This window comes from Alicyclobacillus sp. ALC3, from assembly GCF_028751195.1.
Classification (GTDB): domain Bacteria; phylum Bacillota; class Bacilli; order Alicyclobacillales; family Alicyclobacillaceae; genus Alicyclobacillus_L.
On record NZ_CP066784.1, the window covers coordinates 3,215,737 to 3,233,109 of the forward strand.

A 17,373-nucleotide genomic window follows, 5' to 3' on the forward strand; every position below is an offset into this window, starting at 1 on the left:
CTCGGGACGAATAGCGTTTCATCGTCTCCATCACCTTCTCACACCACTGTAATACGTGCATATACCCGTCAATCGTTTTCAAGATTGACTATCGCACCCTATTGTTATGCCGCGACCTGCTAGCATATCTAACGCCCTAGTTCAATCGTAAAAATTGATGAATTTCCAAGTGAATGTTTCTCTGTTGCGTGTATTTTTCTGATTAATGTGAAATGTTATATTTTTCTTGCAAACAGTGAGTCCTGTAGTGGCTTATTTCAGTGCGTACGCTAAACTCGCGGCCTAATTCAACGGTAGCGTTTGCAAACGCCTTCAGTCGCGCACTTTGAGGAACTCAACCACCAATTGAGGAGGAAAGAGATAATGTCAAATGAAACGGCTGACCCGTTGGCTAGACTGGAACGTATCCCCGTTTGGCCGTATGGAAAAGTGCTGTTGCTGCTAATTGGTGCAGGCTATTTCTTTGCGTTTTTCGACATTGTGAACATGGGATTTGCACTGCCATCCATTTCAAGTCAGTTACATACGCCGATATCGCACGTGGCCATCGCAATCAATTGGAATCTTTGGGGATACATTGTCGGAGCACTCGTCATCAGTGTGTTCAGCGACTCATTCGGGCGCAAGCGGAGTGTGATTGCCGCGATGTTCCTATTTACAATTGGGTCACTCATTACCGCATTTACGTCGAGTGTTTCCTGGATTGTGTTTGGGCGGTTTGTTGTTGGTCTTGGAGATGGTGCCATGATTGCCCAGGTGACGACCTATCTCAGCGAACTATCTCCTGCCAAGTTGCGCGGCAGATACACCGCCGTCGCGACCTCCTGTGCCTACTTCGCCTCTGCAGTCGTTCCGTTTGCTGCTCTGTGGCTTGTGCCACATTACACATGGGGATGGAGGGGGCTCTTGTTTATCGGGGCGTTTGGTGGAATTGCAGGGCTCATCGGGACCCGGTACATCGTTGAATCCCCACGCTGGCTGGTTGGCAAGGGCCGACTTAACGAGGCGGAAAAAATCGTCGCCGCAGCCGAGCAAGTTGCCCGAAGGAAAATCGGGCAAGAACTCCCCAAAGTAGTGGCGCTCCCTGAGGAACCAAGGGCTGCGGGATTCCCACTCAAACACCTCCTACATCCGCGCTATCTGGGTTATCTCATTCTCATTCTCGTCGTTTGGTGCTGGATGTACGTTGGAACATATGGCTTCCTCGGTTTGTCGACGACGCTGCTTGTGCAAAGAGGTTATAGCTTGTCAAACAGTATCGGATTTGAGAGCATCACAAGTCTGGGCTATCTTGTCGGATTGGTGGTATCACTACTGCTGGCGGACCGTGTGGAGCGTAAATTTCTTGCCGTTGGCTTTGGTCTGATTTACGGTGTGTTTACCGCCCTAATCGGATTCACTACCTCTGGCACAGAGATCATGGTACTAGGCTTCATTCAAAGCATTGCTATCCCTAGCTTCTTTATTGCCGCTTATCCACTGACGGCAGAACACTTCCCTACGAGCGGACGCAGTTCTGCTGTCGCTGCCACTGACGGTATTGGACACTTCGGCGGAGCAATCGCAGCCCCGCTCGTATTAATGGTAGACGGTCATGCTGGATTCACTGGCGCATTCGTTTTCATGGGAGCGACAATTGTCATTGGCAGCCTGCTGACGATGTTTACGAGGCGGGCAACCGGCAAGTCGCTCAACGTGGTCACGGCTAGGGAGACATTGGCACCTGCGCCCTCTGATCCTGCAGTATAGTTGCTTCTCCTGGGAGGTGATTCCATTCGTTGATCCAATCCTTAGTCGGCTACGGTCTAGGATCGACGAGACCGACGTGGAGTTAATCCGCTGCATGGCCAAGCGGCTCGAGTTGTCGAAAGAAATTGCAACTCGAAAAAAGCAAATGTCGTCTCCGGTGCTCCAGCCTGATCGGGCGACTGTGGTTCAGAATAACTATCGTCAACTAGCAGACGATTTTGGATTGAGCGCTGCAGGACTGGGGGATTGAGTTAACTCCCCAGTCCGTTTCGTGTTCAAACAGGAAGGTATTACGTTGATGACAGTAGTCGCAGCAACACCGTTGGTCTAGAAGAGCGGTTCAAGAAGCTACTGAGTACCAAAATCCAATCGGTTACTGGCTTGGGAAGCATGGTTAGGCGAGGAACAATGCTTTTACAAAGAGGCTATGACTGGACAGATGATTGACTTTCATGTTAGCGAACACAGGCATACAATATCATGGAGATCACGGAGCGCGGCGGTGGAATCTGTGAGGGAGGGCATGAAATGACAGGCAATCTGTCTCGTGTGCTATTCATCGTGCTGCTGATCGCCGTGATTTTGAGTGTCGATATACTGTTCCTAAGACATCACTTCATGGCCCGACTCTTTGTTAACATCGGTATCGTCATGGCGTTTGCTATCGTATATTACCTTTTTTTCAGGAAAGTGTAGGCGGTTGAGGTCTATGGTTGTACTCCCTCGATGGCTTTCATCGGTGGCAGAATCATCGAGGCCCATGTAGATATCCGTATGGAGTAATTGGTATTGTCTATCTATGAGACAACTCGTTGGATTGGCCAAGGACAAATTCATACTTGTCTTTACCCTGTTGGTTATCGTAATCGGTCTGTTGTTCTATGTCGACTATAGTCCGAGCAATGCTATGCCCATCGCACATCAGGGTGTACTGGATGCAGGCAAATGGAATTTCTCCAAACAAGGGGTTTTATTGCTGAATGGCCAGTGGGTGTACTATCCGTCCCAATTCGTTGACGCCCGCAAAATAACTTCAGGCCAGTCGAAGTACTCCTTTTTAGAAGTCCCCCGTGTGGGCTTGAATTGGGGCAGACCGTCGGGATCAAGTCCGTGGGGATACGGGACTTACCGAGTAACAGTTGACCTGAACTCCAGTGATTTGTCGATGGGAATGATGCTGGGAAGCATTCAGACTTCCAGCAGGGTATTCATCAACGGAAAGCTCGTCTATCAGTCTGGTGTACCGGGAGTCTCAAGAAGTGCGTACAGGCCGGGAGATAAGCCACAGGAGATATTTTTTCATCCGTCCCATGGACGCATCACTTTGGTCATCCAGGTTGCGAATTACGACTTTTATCGGACAGGCATTGTCAGCCCCATTGTTCTCGGAACGAGCCAACAGATCGAACGAATGACCTTTTTCAATGACGGGATGGACTTTGCCGCAATGTCCATCATTGGGCTGTTTGGCGTTTATTACTTCGCTTTATTATGGTCGCTCAGGCGAAATCGCTATAGAAAATACTATGACCTGCTCGTGCTGGGTGTCTTCTTTCTGGCTTTCTCTGCTGAGATCCCTTTCGAGGGCGCCAATATTGTATATAAACTTGTCCCGTCTCTCCCATACGGGCTGTATTGGAAGCTAAAAATCATTCTTCCTGCGGCTATGTCTTTGCTCATCCTTCAGTACTTCGGATGGATTCTGAAACCGTCCCGTTTTCGTCGCCTACTGATTGTTCCGAGCGGCCTTTTTCTAGGCTATGTTGTGGCCACGGCCATCCTTCCTGTGCACGTCATGGCGAGGGGTGAAGTGATTCACTTTCTGATGGGACTTGGATTGATGACACTTGTTGGCATTTTGATCACGCTGTTGATCGCGTACGGGAGAAGGCGCTATGGCCCGTTTCAACTGGGGGAGATTCGCCTCTACATTTTAGCGGTGCTAAGTTTAATAGTCATAGACTTAAATAACGTGTCCTATCTGAACACACTTGTGGACAACAATGTCATTACGGACATCACTCGAGTTCTTTTCGCTGGCATCATGTGGTCTGTTTTGGCGCTTCGCTATTACCATTCATACTCTCGCATGGAGACTGCTACGGAGAAACTGAAAGTCATGGATCGTTTGAAAGATGACTTTTTCATCCAAACGGCACACGAGTTGAAAACTCCACTTCATGGAATCGTAAATATCCTGCAGGCTGTGATGGAGAAATTTTCCACGCAAGTCAATGAATCTGCACCCGACACTCAGATGCAAAAATTGAGACTGGTCCAGACAACGGCGAGACGGATGTCGAGGACGGTCAACGACATCATGGATCTGGCGCGAATCCGAGAAGGACGTCTGGATGTTCATTTAACTGTCGTCGATTTGCGGTCGTGTCTGTCGTTAATTGAAGACTTGTTTGTCGATCAAGTTCAGGCGAAGAACTTGCAAATGATGCATCAAATCGGCGACGGAGCTGAATTCGTGAAAGCCGATGAAGGTCGGTTGATTCAAGTTTTAACGAACCTAATCCACAACAGCATTAAACATACGGCAACGGGTTCGATTCTTGTTACTTCCGAACACAAGGACAGGGCTGTTTACATTTCGGTTGAAGATACGGGAATGGGAATTTCACCCCCAAAACAGCAAGTGCTATTTAGCCCTTACGAACGAAGTGATGTCGATGCACTGACTGATGATGCAGGAATCGGATTGGGACTTCACATATCCCGGCAATTGGTGCAAGCCATGGGAGGGGAACTGTTCTTGGCGTGGAGTGAAGTAGGGAAGGGGGCGCGGTTCACCTGTCGGCTACCGGCGGTAGATGTTGATATGGCCGTCCTTGCTGAGAACCTGCTACAGCAAGGAATGCATGTAACAAACCGGCAGGCGTCGGTGACATTGCAGACAAGCGATTACGCTCAAGGCGGTGGACCGGTCATACTGGCGGTCGATGATGAGGTTGTTAATTTGGAAGTCTTATCAGGCTTGTTTGAAGGTCACGATTACAAGGTTGTGACTGCTTCGTCTGGGCGATCGGCTTTGCGTCAAATATCGAAGCACAAACCTGAGCTTGTCCTTTTGGATGTGATGTTACCGGACATCTCAGGTTACGAGGTGTGCCGCGTGATTAGGCAAACGTTTTCCATGATTGAACTGCCGGTGTTGTTCTTGACAGTTCGAAATACGGCAGAAGACATGGAACGTGCGTTCGAAGTGGGAGGGAACGATTTTATCGTAAAACCTTTTGAATCGAGGGAGATACGAGCCCGGGTAGAAACACTGCTCACTATGAAAGGGTTGGCGCGCGCGGTCGTCGAAAATGAAATCGCCTTTCTACACGCGCAGATTAAACCTCACTTTTTATATAATGCTTTAAACACCATTTCTGCGTTGTGTGACACGGACCCAGACAGCGCGCGCGACGTCACAGATGAATTAGCTCTGTATCTGAGAAGTCGCTTTGACTTCCGTAACTTGGAGAAACTGGTTCCACTGGAGCAAGAGTTGGAGTACATTTACGCCTACGTAAACGTGGAGAAGGCAAGATTTGGCGATCGATTGACAGTAGAGTACAACATTGAAGACGGACTACACTTCTTGATTCCTCCATTGATTTTGCAGCCCCTCGTGGAGAATGCAGTAAAGCATGGCCTCAAGACTCGGGTGAATGGAGGTCGCGTGACGGTCTCTGTGAAGAGAGAGGACGAGACGCTTATGATCCGTGTGTCCGATAATGGTATGGGGATGAGTGATGTGCAGGTGAACGAAGTCCTTAGCGCAGCGGCAGGGAAAGGCGTGGGTCTGAGAAATGTAGACCAACGCCTCAAAAGACTGTACGGCAAAGGCTTGTCAATCACAAGTACGCTAGGGATTGGCACGACAGTGGTTGTCACAATTCCATGGGAGCCTCAGGATGATTAGGGCCGTCCTTGTTGATGATGAACCGCTGGCTCTGGAAAGACTGTCGCGCATGTTGCAGCAAAGTGGCGTGGTGGAAGTGCTCGGTACCTTTTCCCACCCAGCTGAAGCGCTGTTAGCCTTGTCAGAGACAAGACCTGACGTCTTTTTTCTAGACATCGAGATGCCTGGTATAGATGGATTAGCCCTAGCAGACCAACTCCTCAGCGTGGAGCCCACGACTCAAATTGTGTTTGTGACAGCGTATAACGAATATGCAATTGAAGCCTTTGAACTTAACGCTCTCGACTACCTGCTTAAGCCCGTACGACGAGAGCGACTTTTGAAAACTCTGAGCCGGATTACCAAGGAAAATAGTGAGGAAGAGAAGGCAAGGCTCAAGGTAATCTGTCTAGGGGGCTTTCGTGTATTTCTGGACATGGGTGACAACAGCATTTTTAGGTGGCGTACATCCAAGGCGGAAGAACTGTTCGCCTTTCTGGTCCATCATCGTGGGCAGGCAGTGAGGCGACAGATGATATTGGATGCTGTTTGGGAGCATCTGGACGGGGACAGAGCAACAGCGCACTTCCACACGACCCTGTATTATCTCCGGAGAAGTATGGATAGTGCGGGTTTCCCAGGGTTAATACACCATGAGAGCGGACTGTACTGGGTGGATACAAGTCGGATTGACTGTGATTACTACGAATTGAGCGCACTGGCACTTAGTAAAGGGGATAGAATGAAATCATCGGCATTTGCGACGAAACTCGTAAGTCTTTATCAGGGGGGGTACCTCGAAGGGGAAGGCTGGCTTTGGGCAGAAGCAGCAAGACAAGACCTTGAGGAAAGGTATCTGTCTGCCCTGCTACAAGTACACGACGAGTACCTTGCAGAACGGGACATCACCTCAGCCATCGCGATACTCAAAGAAGCGCTGAGAATTACGCCTGTAAACGAGACGATTCATGGCAAACTAATTCATGCCTATATGCTAATCAACGACCGGGTGGCTGCCATCGAACAATATGAAGTACTCAGAAGCAAATTAAAAGCAGAGTATGGGATAGAACCGTCAGACTTGATTAGGAATATGCTCCCTCGCGAATAAATTTTATCTTTTACACGAAACGCGGTATACAGTAGTCCTCGCTTCAATTGTTGAGAACGCTTGGTTTCAAGCACTCCTCGACGGTTGGAGCGTTTTTTGTGTTGAGAACTTGTTGAGATTCAGTCTGGTATATTGCGGACGCTCCCGGTCGTTTCAACAAACGGATTCAGTCGGTAGGGTAACGCTCGGCCGTATTGTCCACGTCCTTGCTCAATGGGTAGCAGGACAAGGGCTGCGCGGCGTTGTCAGGTAGGCATGAACAGAATCGTGATCAGACAAAGCGGTACGGGTGACTCAACCACAGGCTATTGCGCATCAGTTTTCACGGGAAAGGGGTAAGGAGATTCATGAATCGGCGACATCGAGACCGGTCCACAACACCTCCAGAGACACATAGAGGCAAGAGAAGACGATTGAAAAAGTCTCTCATGGCTATGATCGTTCTGACGCCTATGTCATGGCTGACGATGGGGCCAATGTACAACACGCACGCGCTCGCAGCCACTACAGGGGCATGGGTGAATATCACCAATGGCGGAGCCTTCACCAAACCTTCAGCTATCGCAGTGGATAGTGCAGGAGACGTGTTTGCGCTCAATAGCACCAGTACGATTTTAGAGCGAAAGACTGGAAGTACAACGTGGAAGGCGATTCCGACACAACCGCCTGCATCCTATGGCGTGGCCGTGGATAGCTCGGGTGACTTGTTCGTGACGACTCCACAGAACACAGTGCTCGAACTGACGAGCGGGAGTACAACGTGGACGAACATCACCAACGGTGCGGCATTCAACGATCCGACGGGTATCACAGTGGACAAGTCGGGTGATGTGTTTGTCGCCAGCAGCAGTAACAACCAGATTTTTGAGCTCCCTAGTGGGGGCACGGCGTGGACGAATATCACGGACGGTGCAATATTTAATGCCCCAACGGGCATTGCGGTGGACAAGTCAGGCGATGTGTTTGTGACCAGTCATAACTCCAACCAAGTTTTCGAGCTTTCTAGCGGCAGCACGACGTGGACCAATGTCACAAATGGCGCGACTTTCAACGGGCCAACTGATATTGCGGTAGACAGTGCGGGGAACTTGTTTGTTACCGATTACAGTAGTGGCACGATATACGAACTGCAAAGCGGGAGCACGACGTGGACCAACATCACGAATGGGGCGCCGATTGTCTACCCATACGGCATTGCAGTGGACAGTGCGGGAGACCTCTACGTATCCAACGATACAACCACTGCGACTGGAGGTACGATTGAAGAGTACGAGATGCCCCCCAGTGCCCCGACGGGGTTGAAAAACAGCAGTGTGACCGCTACAGGCTGGACGGAATCGTGGAGTGCCGTAGTTGGAGCGACAAGCTACAACGTGTACATCAATGGCACGAAGGTGAATACCAGTCCTGTAACAGGAACGAGCTACAACGTGACGGGCGATCAACCATCCACCGTCTACAAGGTGACAGTGACCGCGGTGAACGCGGCCGGAGAAAGTGCCCAATCTGCGGGAAACAGTGTCAATACCTTGCCCCCCACAGGCACACTTCCGCCTGGACAGTGGGTGAACATCACCGATGGTGGGTCGTTTTCTTCTCCCTTTGGCATTGCCGTGGATAGTGCAGGAGACGTGTTTGTCACGAACGCGGTCCCCAACAATACCACGGTTTACGACCTGAAGAGCGGGAGCACGACCTGGAATAACATCACGTATGGGGCATCCTTCGATGGTCCACGTGGCATCGCTGTGGATAGTGCGGGAGACCTGTTTGTCACGAACATGAACGGCGACACGATTAAGGAACTGCCGAGTGGCAGTACCAGTTGGAGTCCCTATTTGGTTACTGGAGGGTCGCCTTACAACTACACTGCTCCAGAGGGGATTGCCTTAGATGGTTCAGGCAATTTATACACGTGGGCCGCGGGCAATGGTGTTGTTATCAAGAACCATATTGGCAGCGCGACGATTACGCCCCTTAGCTCTTCCTTCGGACAAAATCTGGATGGCCGCGTTGCCGTGGACAGTAAGGGTGACGTGTTTTTGACCCTTTACAACGATAATGCAGTGTATGAACTTCCGAGTGGGAGCACGACCTGGGTCAATATCACAAACGGTGCTGGATTCATTGGTCCGCTCGGAATTCGGGTGGATGCTGCCGGTAACGTGTTCGTGGTCAATAATGGAAATAACACACTTTATGAACGTCCGAATGGGAGCACGACCTGGGTCAACGTCACGGGCGGAGCAGGGCTAAGCGAACCAGCGGGCATTGCGATAGACAGTGCTGGGGACCTATTTGTCACCAACCTTACGGGATCTATTGAAGAATATGTGCTGGCTCCGAGTGCCCCGACGGGCCTCAGCCACAGTAATGTAACCACTACAGGGTGGACGGAATCGTGGAGTGCCGTGAGTGGAGCGACTGGATACAACGTGTACGTCAACGGCACGAAGATGAACAGCAGTCCGGTGACCACGACGAGCTACAACGTGACTGGAGAGACGGGTGGCACGACTTACAATGTGACGGTGACGGCAGTGGGTGCCGGAGGCGAGGGTGCTGCGTCTGCGACAGACAGTGTTTCAACTAACGACACGGTGACCTTTGACAGCAACGGGGGCAGCAGCGTGACGTCGGAATCGGTGGCGTACGATAGCTATGCGACGCAGCCGACAAACCCGACGAAGGCTGGGTATGTGTTCGCAGGGTGGTATACGGATTCGACTTTACAAAACGCCTTCTCCTTTGGTACCCCGGTTACGTGGAACATCACCCTGTATGCGAAGTGGACAGCGCAGGAGTACGCGGTGAACTTCAACAGCAATGGTGGCAGCCAGGTTCAGTACCAATTGGTGCCGTACGGGAGTGATGCGACAGCGCCGGCGAGCCCGACGAAGACTGGGTATGTGTTCGCAGGGTGGTATACGGATTCGACTTTCCAAAACGCCTTCTCGTTCACGACTCCAATTACCAGCAGTCTGACGCTGTATGCAAAGTGGACGCCGCAACAGTACACAGTGACCTTCGACAGCAATGGTGGTAGCAGTGTGTCGTCGGAATCGGTGGCGTACGATGGCACTGCGACGCAGCCGACCAGCCCGACGAAAACCGGGGCAGTATTCCAGGGATGGTATACAGACTCAACCCTGCAAAATCAGTATTCGTTTGGGACGCTGATTACGGGGAACATCACGCTGTATGCGAAGTGGACGCCGCAGGAGTACACGGTGAACTTCAATAGCAATGGCGGCAGCCAGGTTCAGTACCAATTGGTGCCGTACGGGAGTGACGCGACAGCGCCGACGAATCCGACGAGAACAGGGTCAGTGTTCGCAGGGTGGTATACGGATTCGACTTTGCAGAACGCCTTCTCATTCACGACTCCAATTACCAGCAGTCTGACGCTGTATGCAAAGTGGACGCCCGCAGAATACACCGTTACCTTCAACAGCAACGGTGGTAGCAGTGTCTCGTCGGAATCCGTGGCATACGGTGGCTATGCGACGCAGCCGACCAACCCGACGAAAACCGGGGAAACATTCGCTGGGTGGTACACGGATTCGACGTTGCAAACTGCCTTCTCCTTTGGGACGCCGATTATGGGGAACATTACGCTGTATGCGAAGTGGACGCCGCAACAGTACACGGTAAACTTCGACAGCAATGGCGGCAGCCAGGTTCAGTACGAATTGGTGCCCTATGAGACAGACGCGACGCAACCGGCGCCGCCGACGAAGACTGGGTATGTATTCGCGGGGTGGTATACGGATTCGACTTTGCAAACTGCCTTCTCGTTCACGACTCCGATCACTGGCAGCCTGACGCTATATGCAAAGTGGACGCCGCAACAGTACACGGTCAGTTTCAACAGCAACGGTGGCAGCAGCGTGTCGTCGGAATCGGTGGCGTACAATGGCTACGCGACGCAGCCGACCAATCCCACGAAAACCGGGGCAGTATTCCAGGGGTGGTATACAGACCCTACCTTTCAGAATCAGTTTTCGTTTAGTACCGCGATTACTGGGAGCATTACGCTGTACGCTAAGTGGACGCCGCAACAGTACACGGTGAACTTTAACAGTAACGGAGGCAGCCAAGTTCAATACGAATTGGTGCCCTACGCGACAGACGCGACAGCACCGCCCAATCCGACGAAGACTGGGTATGTATTCGCCGGGTGGTATACGGATTCGACATTGCAAACCGCCTTCTCGTTCACGACTCCGATTACCGGAAATGTGACGCTGTACGCTAAGTGGACGCCGCAACAGTACACGGTCAGCTTCAACAGCAACGGAGGGACCAGTGTGTCGTCTGAATCGGTGGCGTACGACAGTACTGCGACAGCACCGGCCAACCCGACGAAGACTGGGTATGAATTCCAGGGATGGTATACAGACTCAACCCTGCAGAATCAGTTTTCCTTTACCACCGCGATAACTGGGAACATCACGCTGTATGCAAAGTGGACGCCGCAACAGTACGCGGTGAACTTTGACAGCAATGGCGGCAGCCAGGTTCAGTACGAATTGGTGCCCTACGGGACAGACGCGACAGCACCGACCAACCCGACGAAGACTGGGTATGTGTTCGCCGGGTGGTATACGGACGCGACATTACAAACCGCCTTCTCGTTCACGACTCCGATTACTGGCAGCCTGACGCTGTACGCAAAGTGGACGCCGCAACAGTACACGGTGAACTTTAACAGCAACGGAGGCAGCAGTGTCTCGTCGGAATCGGTGGCGTACGACAGCACCGCGACAGCGCCGACCCCCCCGACGAAGACCGGGGAAGTATTTCAGGGGTGGTATACAGACTCAACCCTACAGAATCAGTTTTCCTTTACCACCGCGATAACTGGGAACATCACGCTGTATGCGAAGTGGACGCCGCAACAGTATACGGTCAGCTTCAACAGCAACGGAGGTAGCCAAGTTCAATACGAATTGGTGCCTTATGAGACAGACGCGACAGCGCCGGCGAATCCGACGAAGACTGGGTATGTATTCGCAGGGTGGTATACGGATTCGACTTTGCAAACTTCCTTCTCGTTCACGACTCCAATCACAGGTAATGTGACTTTGTACGCTAAGTGGACGCCCCAACAGTACACGGTCAGCTTCAACAGCAACGGGGGGAGCAATGTCTCCTCTGAATCGGTGGCGTACGATAGCGCTGCGACAGCGCCGACCACCCCGACGAAGACCGGGGAGGTGTTTCAAGGATGGTATACAGACTCAACTCTGCAGAACCAGTTTTCCTTTAGTACTGTGATCACTGGGAACATCACACTGTATGCGAAGTGGACGCCGCAAGAGTACACGGTGAACTTCGATAGTAATGGGGGTAGCCAGGTTCAATACGAATTGGTGCCCTATGAGACAGACGCGACAGCGCCGGCGAGTCCGACGAAGACTGGGTATGTATTCGCCGGGTGGTATACGGATTCGACTTTGCAAAACGCCTTCTCGTTCACGACTCCGATTACTGGCAACGTGACGCTGTATGCAAAGTGGACGCCCCAACAGTACACGGTCAGCTTCAACAGCAACGGGGGTAGCAGTGTCTCGTCGGAATCGGTGGCGTACGACAGCACTGCGACAGCACCGACCGCCCCGACGAAGACCGGGGAAGTGTTTCAAGGATGGTATACAGACTCTACCCTGCAGAATCAGTTTTCGTTTGGGACGCTGATTACTGGGAACATCACGCTGTATGCGAAGTGGATACCGCAACAGTACACGGTGAACTTCAATAGCAATGGCGGTAGCCAGGTTCAGTACGAATTGGTGCCCTATGAGACAGACGCGACAGCGCCGGCAAATCCGACGAAGACTGGGTATGTATTCGCCGGGTGGTATACGGACGCGAGTTTGCAAACTGCCTTCTCGTTCACGACTCCGATTACTGGCAACGTGACGCTGTATGCAAAGTGGACGCCGCAACAGTACACGGTCAGCTTCAACAGCAACGGGGGTAGCAGTGTGTCGTCGGAATCGGTGGCGTACGACAGCACCGCGACAGCACCGACCGCCCCGACGAAGACCGGGTATGTATTCCAGGGATGGTATACAGACTCTACCCTGCAGAATCAGTTTTCCTTTGGCACCCCCATCACTGGGAACATTACGCTGTACGCGAAGTGGACGCCGCAGGAGTACACGGTCAGCTTCAACAGCAACGGGGGCAGCGGTGTCTCCTCTGAATCGGTGGCGTACGATAGTACTGCGACTGCTCCGGCCAGTCCAACGAAAACTGGGGAAGTATTCGCCGGGTGGTATACAGACTCAAGCCTGCAGAATCAATTTTCCTTTAGTACCGCGATTACTGGGAACATCACACTATACGCAAAGTGGACGCCGCAACAGTATACGGTCAGCTTCAACAGCAACGGAGGTAGTAGTGTCTCGTCGGAATCGGTGGCGTACGACAGCACTGCGACAGCACCGACCGCCCCGACGAAGACCGGGGAAGTGTTTCAAGGATGGTATACAGACTCAACCCTGCAGAACCAGTTTTCCTTCAGTACCGTGATAACTGGGAACATTACGCTGTACGCGAAGTGGACGCCGCAACAGTACTCGGTGAACTTTAATAGTAACGGAGGCAGCCAAGTCCAATACGAATTGGTGCCCTACGGGACAGACGCGACGGCACCGGCGAATCCGACGAAAACTGGGTATGTATTCGCCGGGTGGTACACGGATTCGACTTTGCAAACCGCCTTCTCGTTCACGACTCCGATCACTGGCAGCCTGACGCTGTACGCAAAGTGGACGCCGCAACAGTACACGGTCAGCTTCAACAGCAACGGGGGTAGCGGTGTCTCGTCGGAATCGGTGGCGTACGACAGCACTGCGACAGCACCGACCGCCCCGACGAAGACCGGGTATGTATTCCAGGGGTGGTATACAGACTCAACCCTGCAGAATCAGTTTTCCTTTAGTACCGCGATTACTGGGAGCATTACACTATACGCAAAGTGGACGCCGCAACAGTATACGGTCAGCTTCAACAGCAACGGAGGTAGCCAAGTTCAATACGAATTGGTGCCCTATGAGACAGACGCGACGGCACCGGCCAATCCGACGAAGACTGGGTATGTATTCGCCGGGTGGTACACGGATTCGACTTTGCAAAACGCCTTCTCGTTCACGACTCCGATTGCTGGCAGCTTGACGCTGTACGCAAAGTGGACGCCGCAACAGTACACGGTCAGCTTCAACAGCAACGGAGGTAGCAGTGTCTCGTCGGAATCGGTGGCGTACGACAGCACCGCGACAGCACCGACCGCCCCGACGAAGACCGGGTATGTATTCCAGGGATGGTATACAGACTCTACCCTGCAGAATCAGTTTTCGTTTGGGACGCTGATTACTGGGAACATCACGCTGTATGCGAAGTGGACGCCGCAACAGTACACGGTGAACTTTAACAGCAACGGAGGCAGCCAAGTTCAATACGAATTGGTGCCCTATGAGACAGACGCGACAGCGCCGGCCAATCCGATGAAGACTGGGTATGTATTCGCCGGGTGGTATACGGACGCGAGTTTGCAAACACCGTTTTCGTTCACGACTCCGATCACTGGCAGCCTGACGCTGTACGCAAAGTGGACGCCGCAACAGTACACGGTCAGCTTCAACAGCAACGGGGGTAGCAGTGTGTCGTCGGAATCGGTGGCGTACGACAGCACTGCGACAGCACCGACCGCCCCGACGAAGACCGGGTATGTATTCCAGGGGTGGTATACAGACTCAACCCTGCAGAATCAGTTTTCCTTTACGACCGCGATTACTGGGAGCATTACACTATACGCAAAGTGGACGCCGCAACAGTATACGGTCAGCTTCAACAGCAACGGCGGCAGCCAAGTCCAATACGAATTGGTGCCATATGAGACAGACGCGACAGCGCCGGCCAATCCGACGAAAACTGGGTATGTATTCGCCGGGTGGTATACGGACGCGAGTTTGCAAACTCCGTTTTCGTTCACGACTCCGATTACTGGCAGCCTGACGCTGTATGCAAAGTGGACGCCGCAACAGTACACGGTCAGCTTCAACAGCAACGGAGGTAGCAGTGTGTCGTCGGAATCGGTGGCGTACGACAGCACCGCGACAGCGCCGACCGCCCCGACGAAGACCGGGTATGTATTCCAGGGGTGGTATACAGACTCTACCTTGCAGAACCAGTTTTCCTTCAGTACCGTGATAACTGGGAGCATTACACTATACGCAAAGTGGACGCCGCAGGAGTACTCGGTGAACTTCAATAGCAATGGCGGCAGCCAGGTTCAGTACGAATTGGTGCCCTATGAGACAGACGCGACAGCGCCGGCGAGTCCGACGAAGACTGGGTATGTATTCGCCGGGTGGTACACGGATTCGACTTTGCAAAACGCCTTCTCGTTTACGACTCCGATTACTGGCAACGTGACGCTGTATGCAAAGTGGACGCCACAACAGTACACGGTCAGCTTCAACAGCAACGGGGGTAGCAGTGTGTCGTCGGAATCGGTGGCGTACGACAGCACTGCGACAGCGCCGACCACCCCGACGAAAACTGGGTATGTATTCGCCGGGTGGTATACGGATTCGACTTTGCAAAGCGCCTTCTCGTTCACGACTCCGATTACTGGCAGCTTGACGCTGTACGCAAAGTGGACGCCGCAACAGTACACGGTGAACTTTAACAGCAACGGAGGCAGCAGTGTCTCGTCGGAATCGGTGGCGTACGACAGCATTGCGACAGCGCCGACCCCCCCGACGAGGACTGGGGAAGTATTCCAAGGGTGGTACACGGATTCGACTTTGCAAAACGCCTTCTCGTTTACGACTCCGATTACTGGCAACGTGACGCTGTATGCGAAGTGGACGCCGCAACAGTATACGGTCAGCTTCAACAGCAACGGGGGTAGCAGTGTCTCGTCGGAATCGGTGGCGTACGACAGCACCGCGACAGCACCGACCAATCCGACAAAAGCTGGGTCGGTGTTTGCCGGGTGGTATACGGATGCGAGTTTGCAAACTGCCTTCTCGTTCACGACTCCGATCACTGGAAATCTGACGCTGTATGCAAAGTGGACGCTTCAACCACCAACGAACTTGATGCATCGATTCGTCGGAATGAGCGGTTGGACGGAGACATGGTCACCGGTGGTCGGGGCATCTAAATACGTCGTGTACTTAAATGGTCGAGAAGTTGCCACGACATCCTCTGCCATCTACCAATTTACCGGCGAGGCGCCGAACACGACATACTCAGTGACCGTGGCGGCTATGAACGTGGACGGTGAAATGGGAACGATGTCGGCAATCGACTATGTTCACACGCTGGCACAACCGTATGTTGCACCGCTCGCCGTGGCTACGGCTTGGGCCTGGGGTGGTCTGTATGGAGTGCCATACAACGCGCTTCAGCTTTACGCCTATAGCGGTTCGTCTCCGTACAGGTGGTCAGTTGTAAATGGCAAACTGCCACAAGGTCTGGTGCTATCCACAGGCGGTGTCATTTCGGGGACACCAACCGGTCCAAATGGAACGAGCACGTTCACGGTACAGGTCACCGATGCGAATGGACAAACGGCCAGGCAGACCCTGTCCATCGAGATAACTGGGACGCCAGCTCTATCCGTTGCAACCCAATCCCTGCCTTCTTTACACGTCGGAGAGAATTACTCAGCGCAACTTGACGGCGTTGGAGTAGGGCCGTATACGTGGACGGTGGTTTCCGGTGAACTTCCGACTGGACTTACTTTGGATGCAGCAGGGCGTTTAAACGGGATCCCGACCGAGGCCGGGACCTATACCTTCAATGTTGAGCTCTCCAATGGGTCCCAACAGGCGGCGAGGGAGTTCACATTAGTCGTCACTGGCTTGCCCAATGACGAACGACTCGTGTTGTGGAACGGACACAAGTGGATTGTACCGGCCGTGGTGCATAATCGTACAACGTATGTACCCATTTGGTACGTCATGCAGCTCTTGAAGCCAATGGGGATCGACAGCACGTGGAACGGGACACTATGGCACATGACGACAACGGCAGCGGTTGACCTCGCGAATATCAGCCCAGGGTCCGGCACATCGGCAATTTTCATGAATGGGACACTGGTGCAAAGGCTGACTCACCTTGTCGCTGTAGACCCGTGGTCACACAAGCCGACCACCTATATGCCGATATGGGACGTCATGGAGGTGTTGAAGCGTTTGGGTCTACAAAGCACGTGGAATGGGACTACCTGGACAGTGACGAATTAGAGAAGGGTTTCTAGGATACGATTGTTTCAATCCGCCAGTCTGGTCCCGCTTTGAGCGGAACCGGTCTGGCGGTTTAAGTTAGTAAAGACTTGATGTCCGAAGTCGGCCGTAGGTTCCGCAGATTACCAAAGACTTCTACGGTACAGGCTACGTCGGAGCGATTTTGTTGAGAAATTGTTGATAGGCACTGCGGTAAATTAATGTCTCAGTATATTGCAAAAAAACGGATGAAACAGCAAACAGCGGGATGCTTGTCTCCACAGCCATGTGCCAACCACCTACGAATTCTACACCCCATGCTGGATGTTCAAGTTTCTGTCCGTACGGGGGTTGAGAGAGACACTTAT

The 17,373-nt window shown here is 52.5% G+C and carries 5 protein-coding genes; all 5 read left to right on the plus strand.

Annotated elements, in window-relative coordinates; genetic code table 11:
* Nucleotides 1–363: 363 nt before the first annotated feature.
* A complete protein-coding gene (locus tag JC200_RS14820) occupies nt 364–1,749 on the plus strand; it encodes an MFS transporter (RefSeq protein WP_274432453.1) in 1,386 nt (461 codons plus the stop codon).
* Nucleotides 1,750–1,765: 16 nt separating this feature from the next.
* Nucleotides 1,766–1,999, plus strand: a complete 234-nt coding sequence (locus tag JC200_RS24485; protein WP_443111825.1) for a chorismate mutase — start codon at nt 1,766–1,768, stop codon at nt 1,997–1,999.
* A gap of 549 nt (nt 2,000–2,548) precedes the next feature.
* Nucleotides 2,549–5,668: an ATP-binding protein gene (locus tag JC200_RS14825; RefSeq protein ID WP_274432454.1), complete on the plus strand. Its 3,120-nt coding sequence runs from the start codon at nt 2,549–2,551 to the stop codon at nt 5,666–5,668.
* On the plus strand, nt 5,661–6,758 hold the full coding sequence (locus JC200_RS14830) for a response regulator (RefSeq protein ID WP_274432455.1): 1,098 nt from the start codon (nt 5,661–5,663) through the stop codon (nt 6,756–6,758). Before JC200_RS14825 ends, JC200_RS14830 begins: the two co-directional genes overlap by 8 nt.
* A gap of 413 nt (nt 6,759–7,171) precedes the next feature.
* Entirely contained in the window at nt 7,172–17,026 is a 9,855-nt protein-coding gene (locus JC200_RS14835; RefSeq protein ID WP_274432456.1) for an InlB B-repeat-containing protein, read from the plus strand.
* The last annotated feature ends 347 nt before the right edge of the window (nt 17,027–17,373 follow it).

Excerpts from the sequence above, each read along its gene's own strand:
- JC200_RS14830 (WP_274432455.1), top strand. The coding sequence starts at position 5,661 with ATGATTAGGGCCGTCCTTGTTGATGATGAACCGCTGGCTCTGGAAAGA.
- JC200_RS14825 (WP_274432454.1), top strand. The coding sequence starts at position 2,549 with ATGAGACAACTCGTTGGATTGGCCAAGGACAAATTCATACTTGTCTTT.
- JC200_RS14820 (WP_274432453.1), top strand. The coding sequence starts at position 364 with ATGTCAAATGAAACGGCTGACCCGTTGGCTAGACTGGAACGTATCCCC.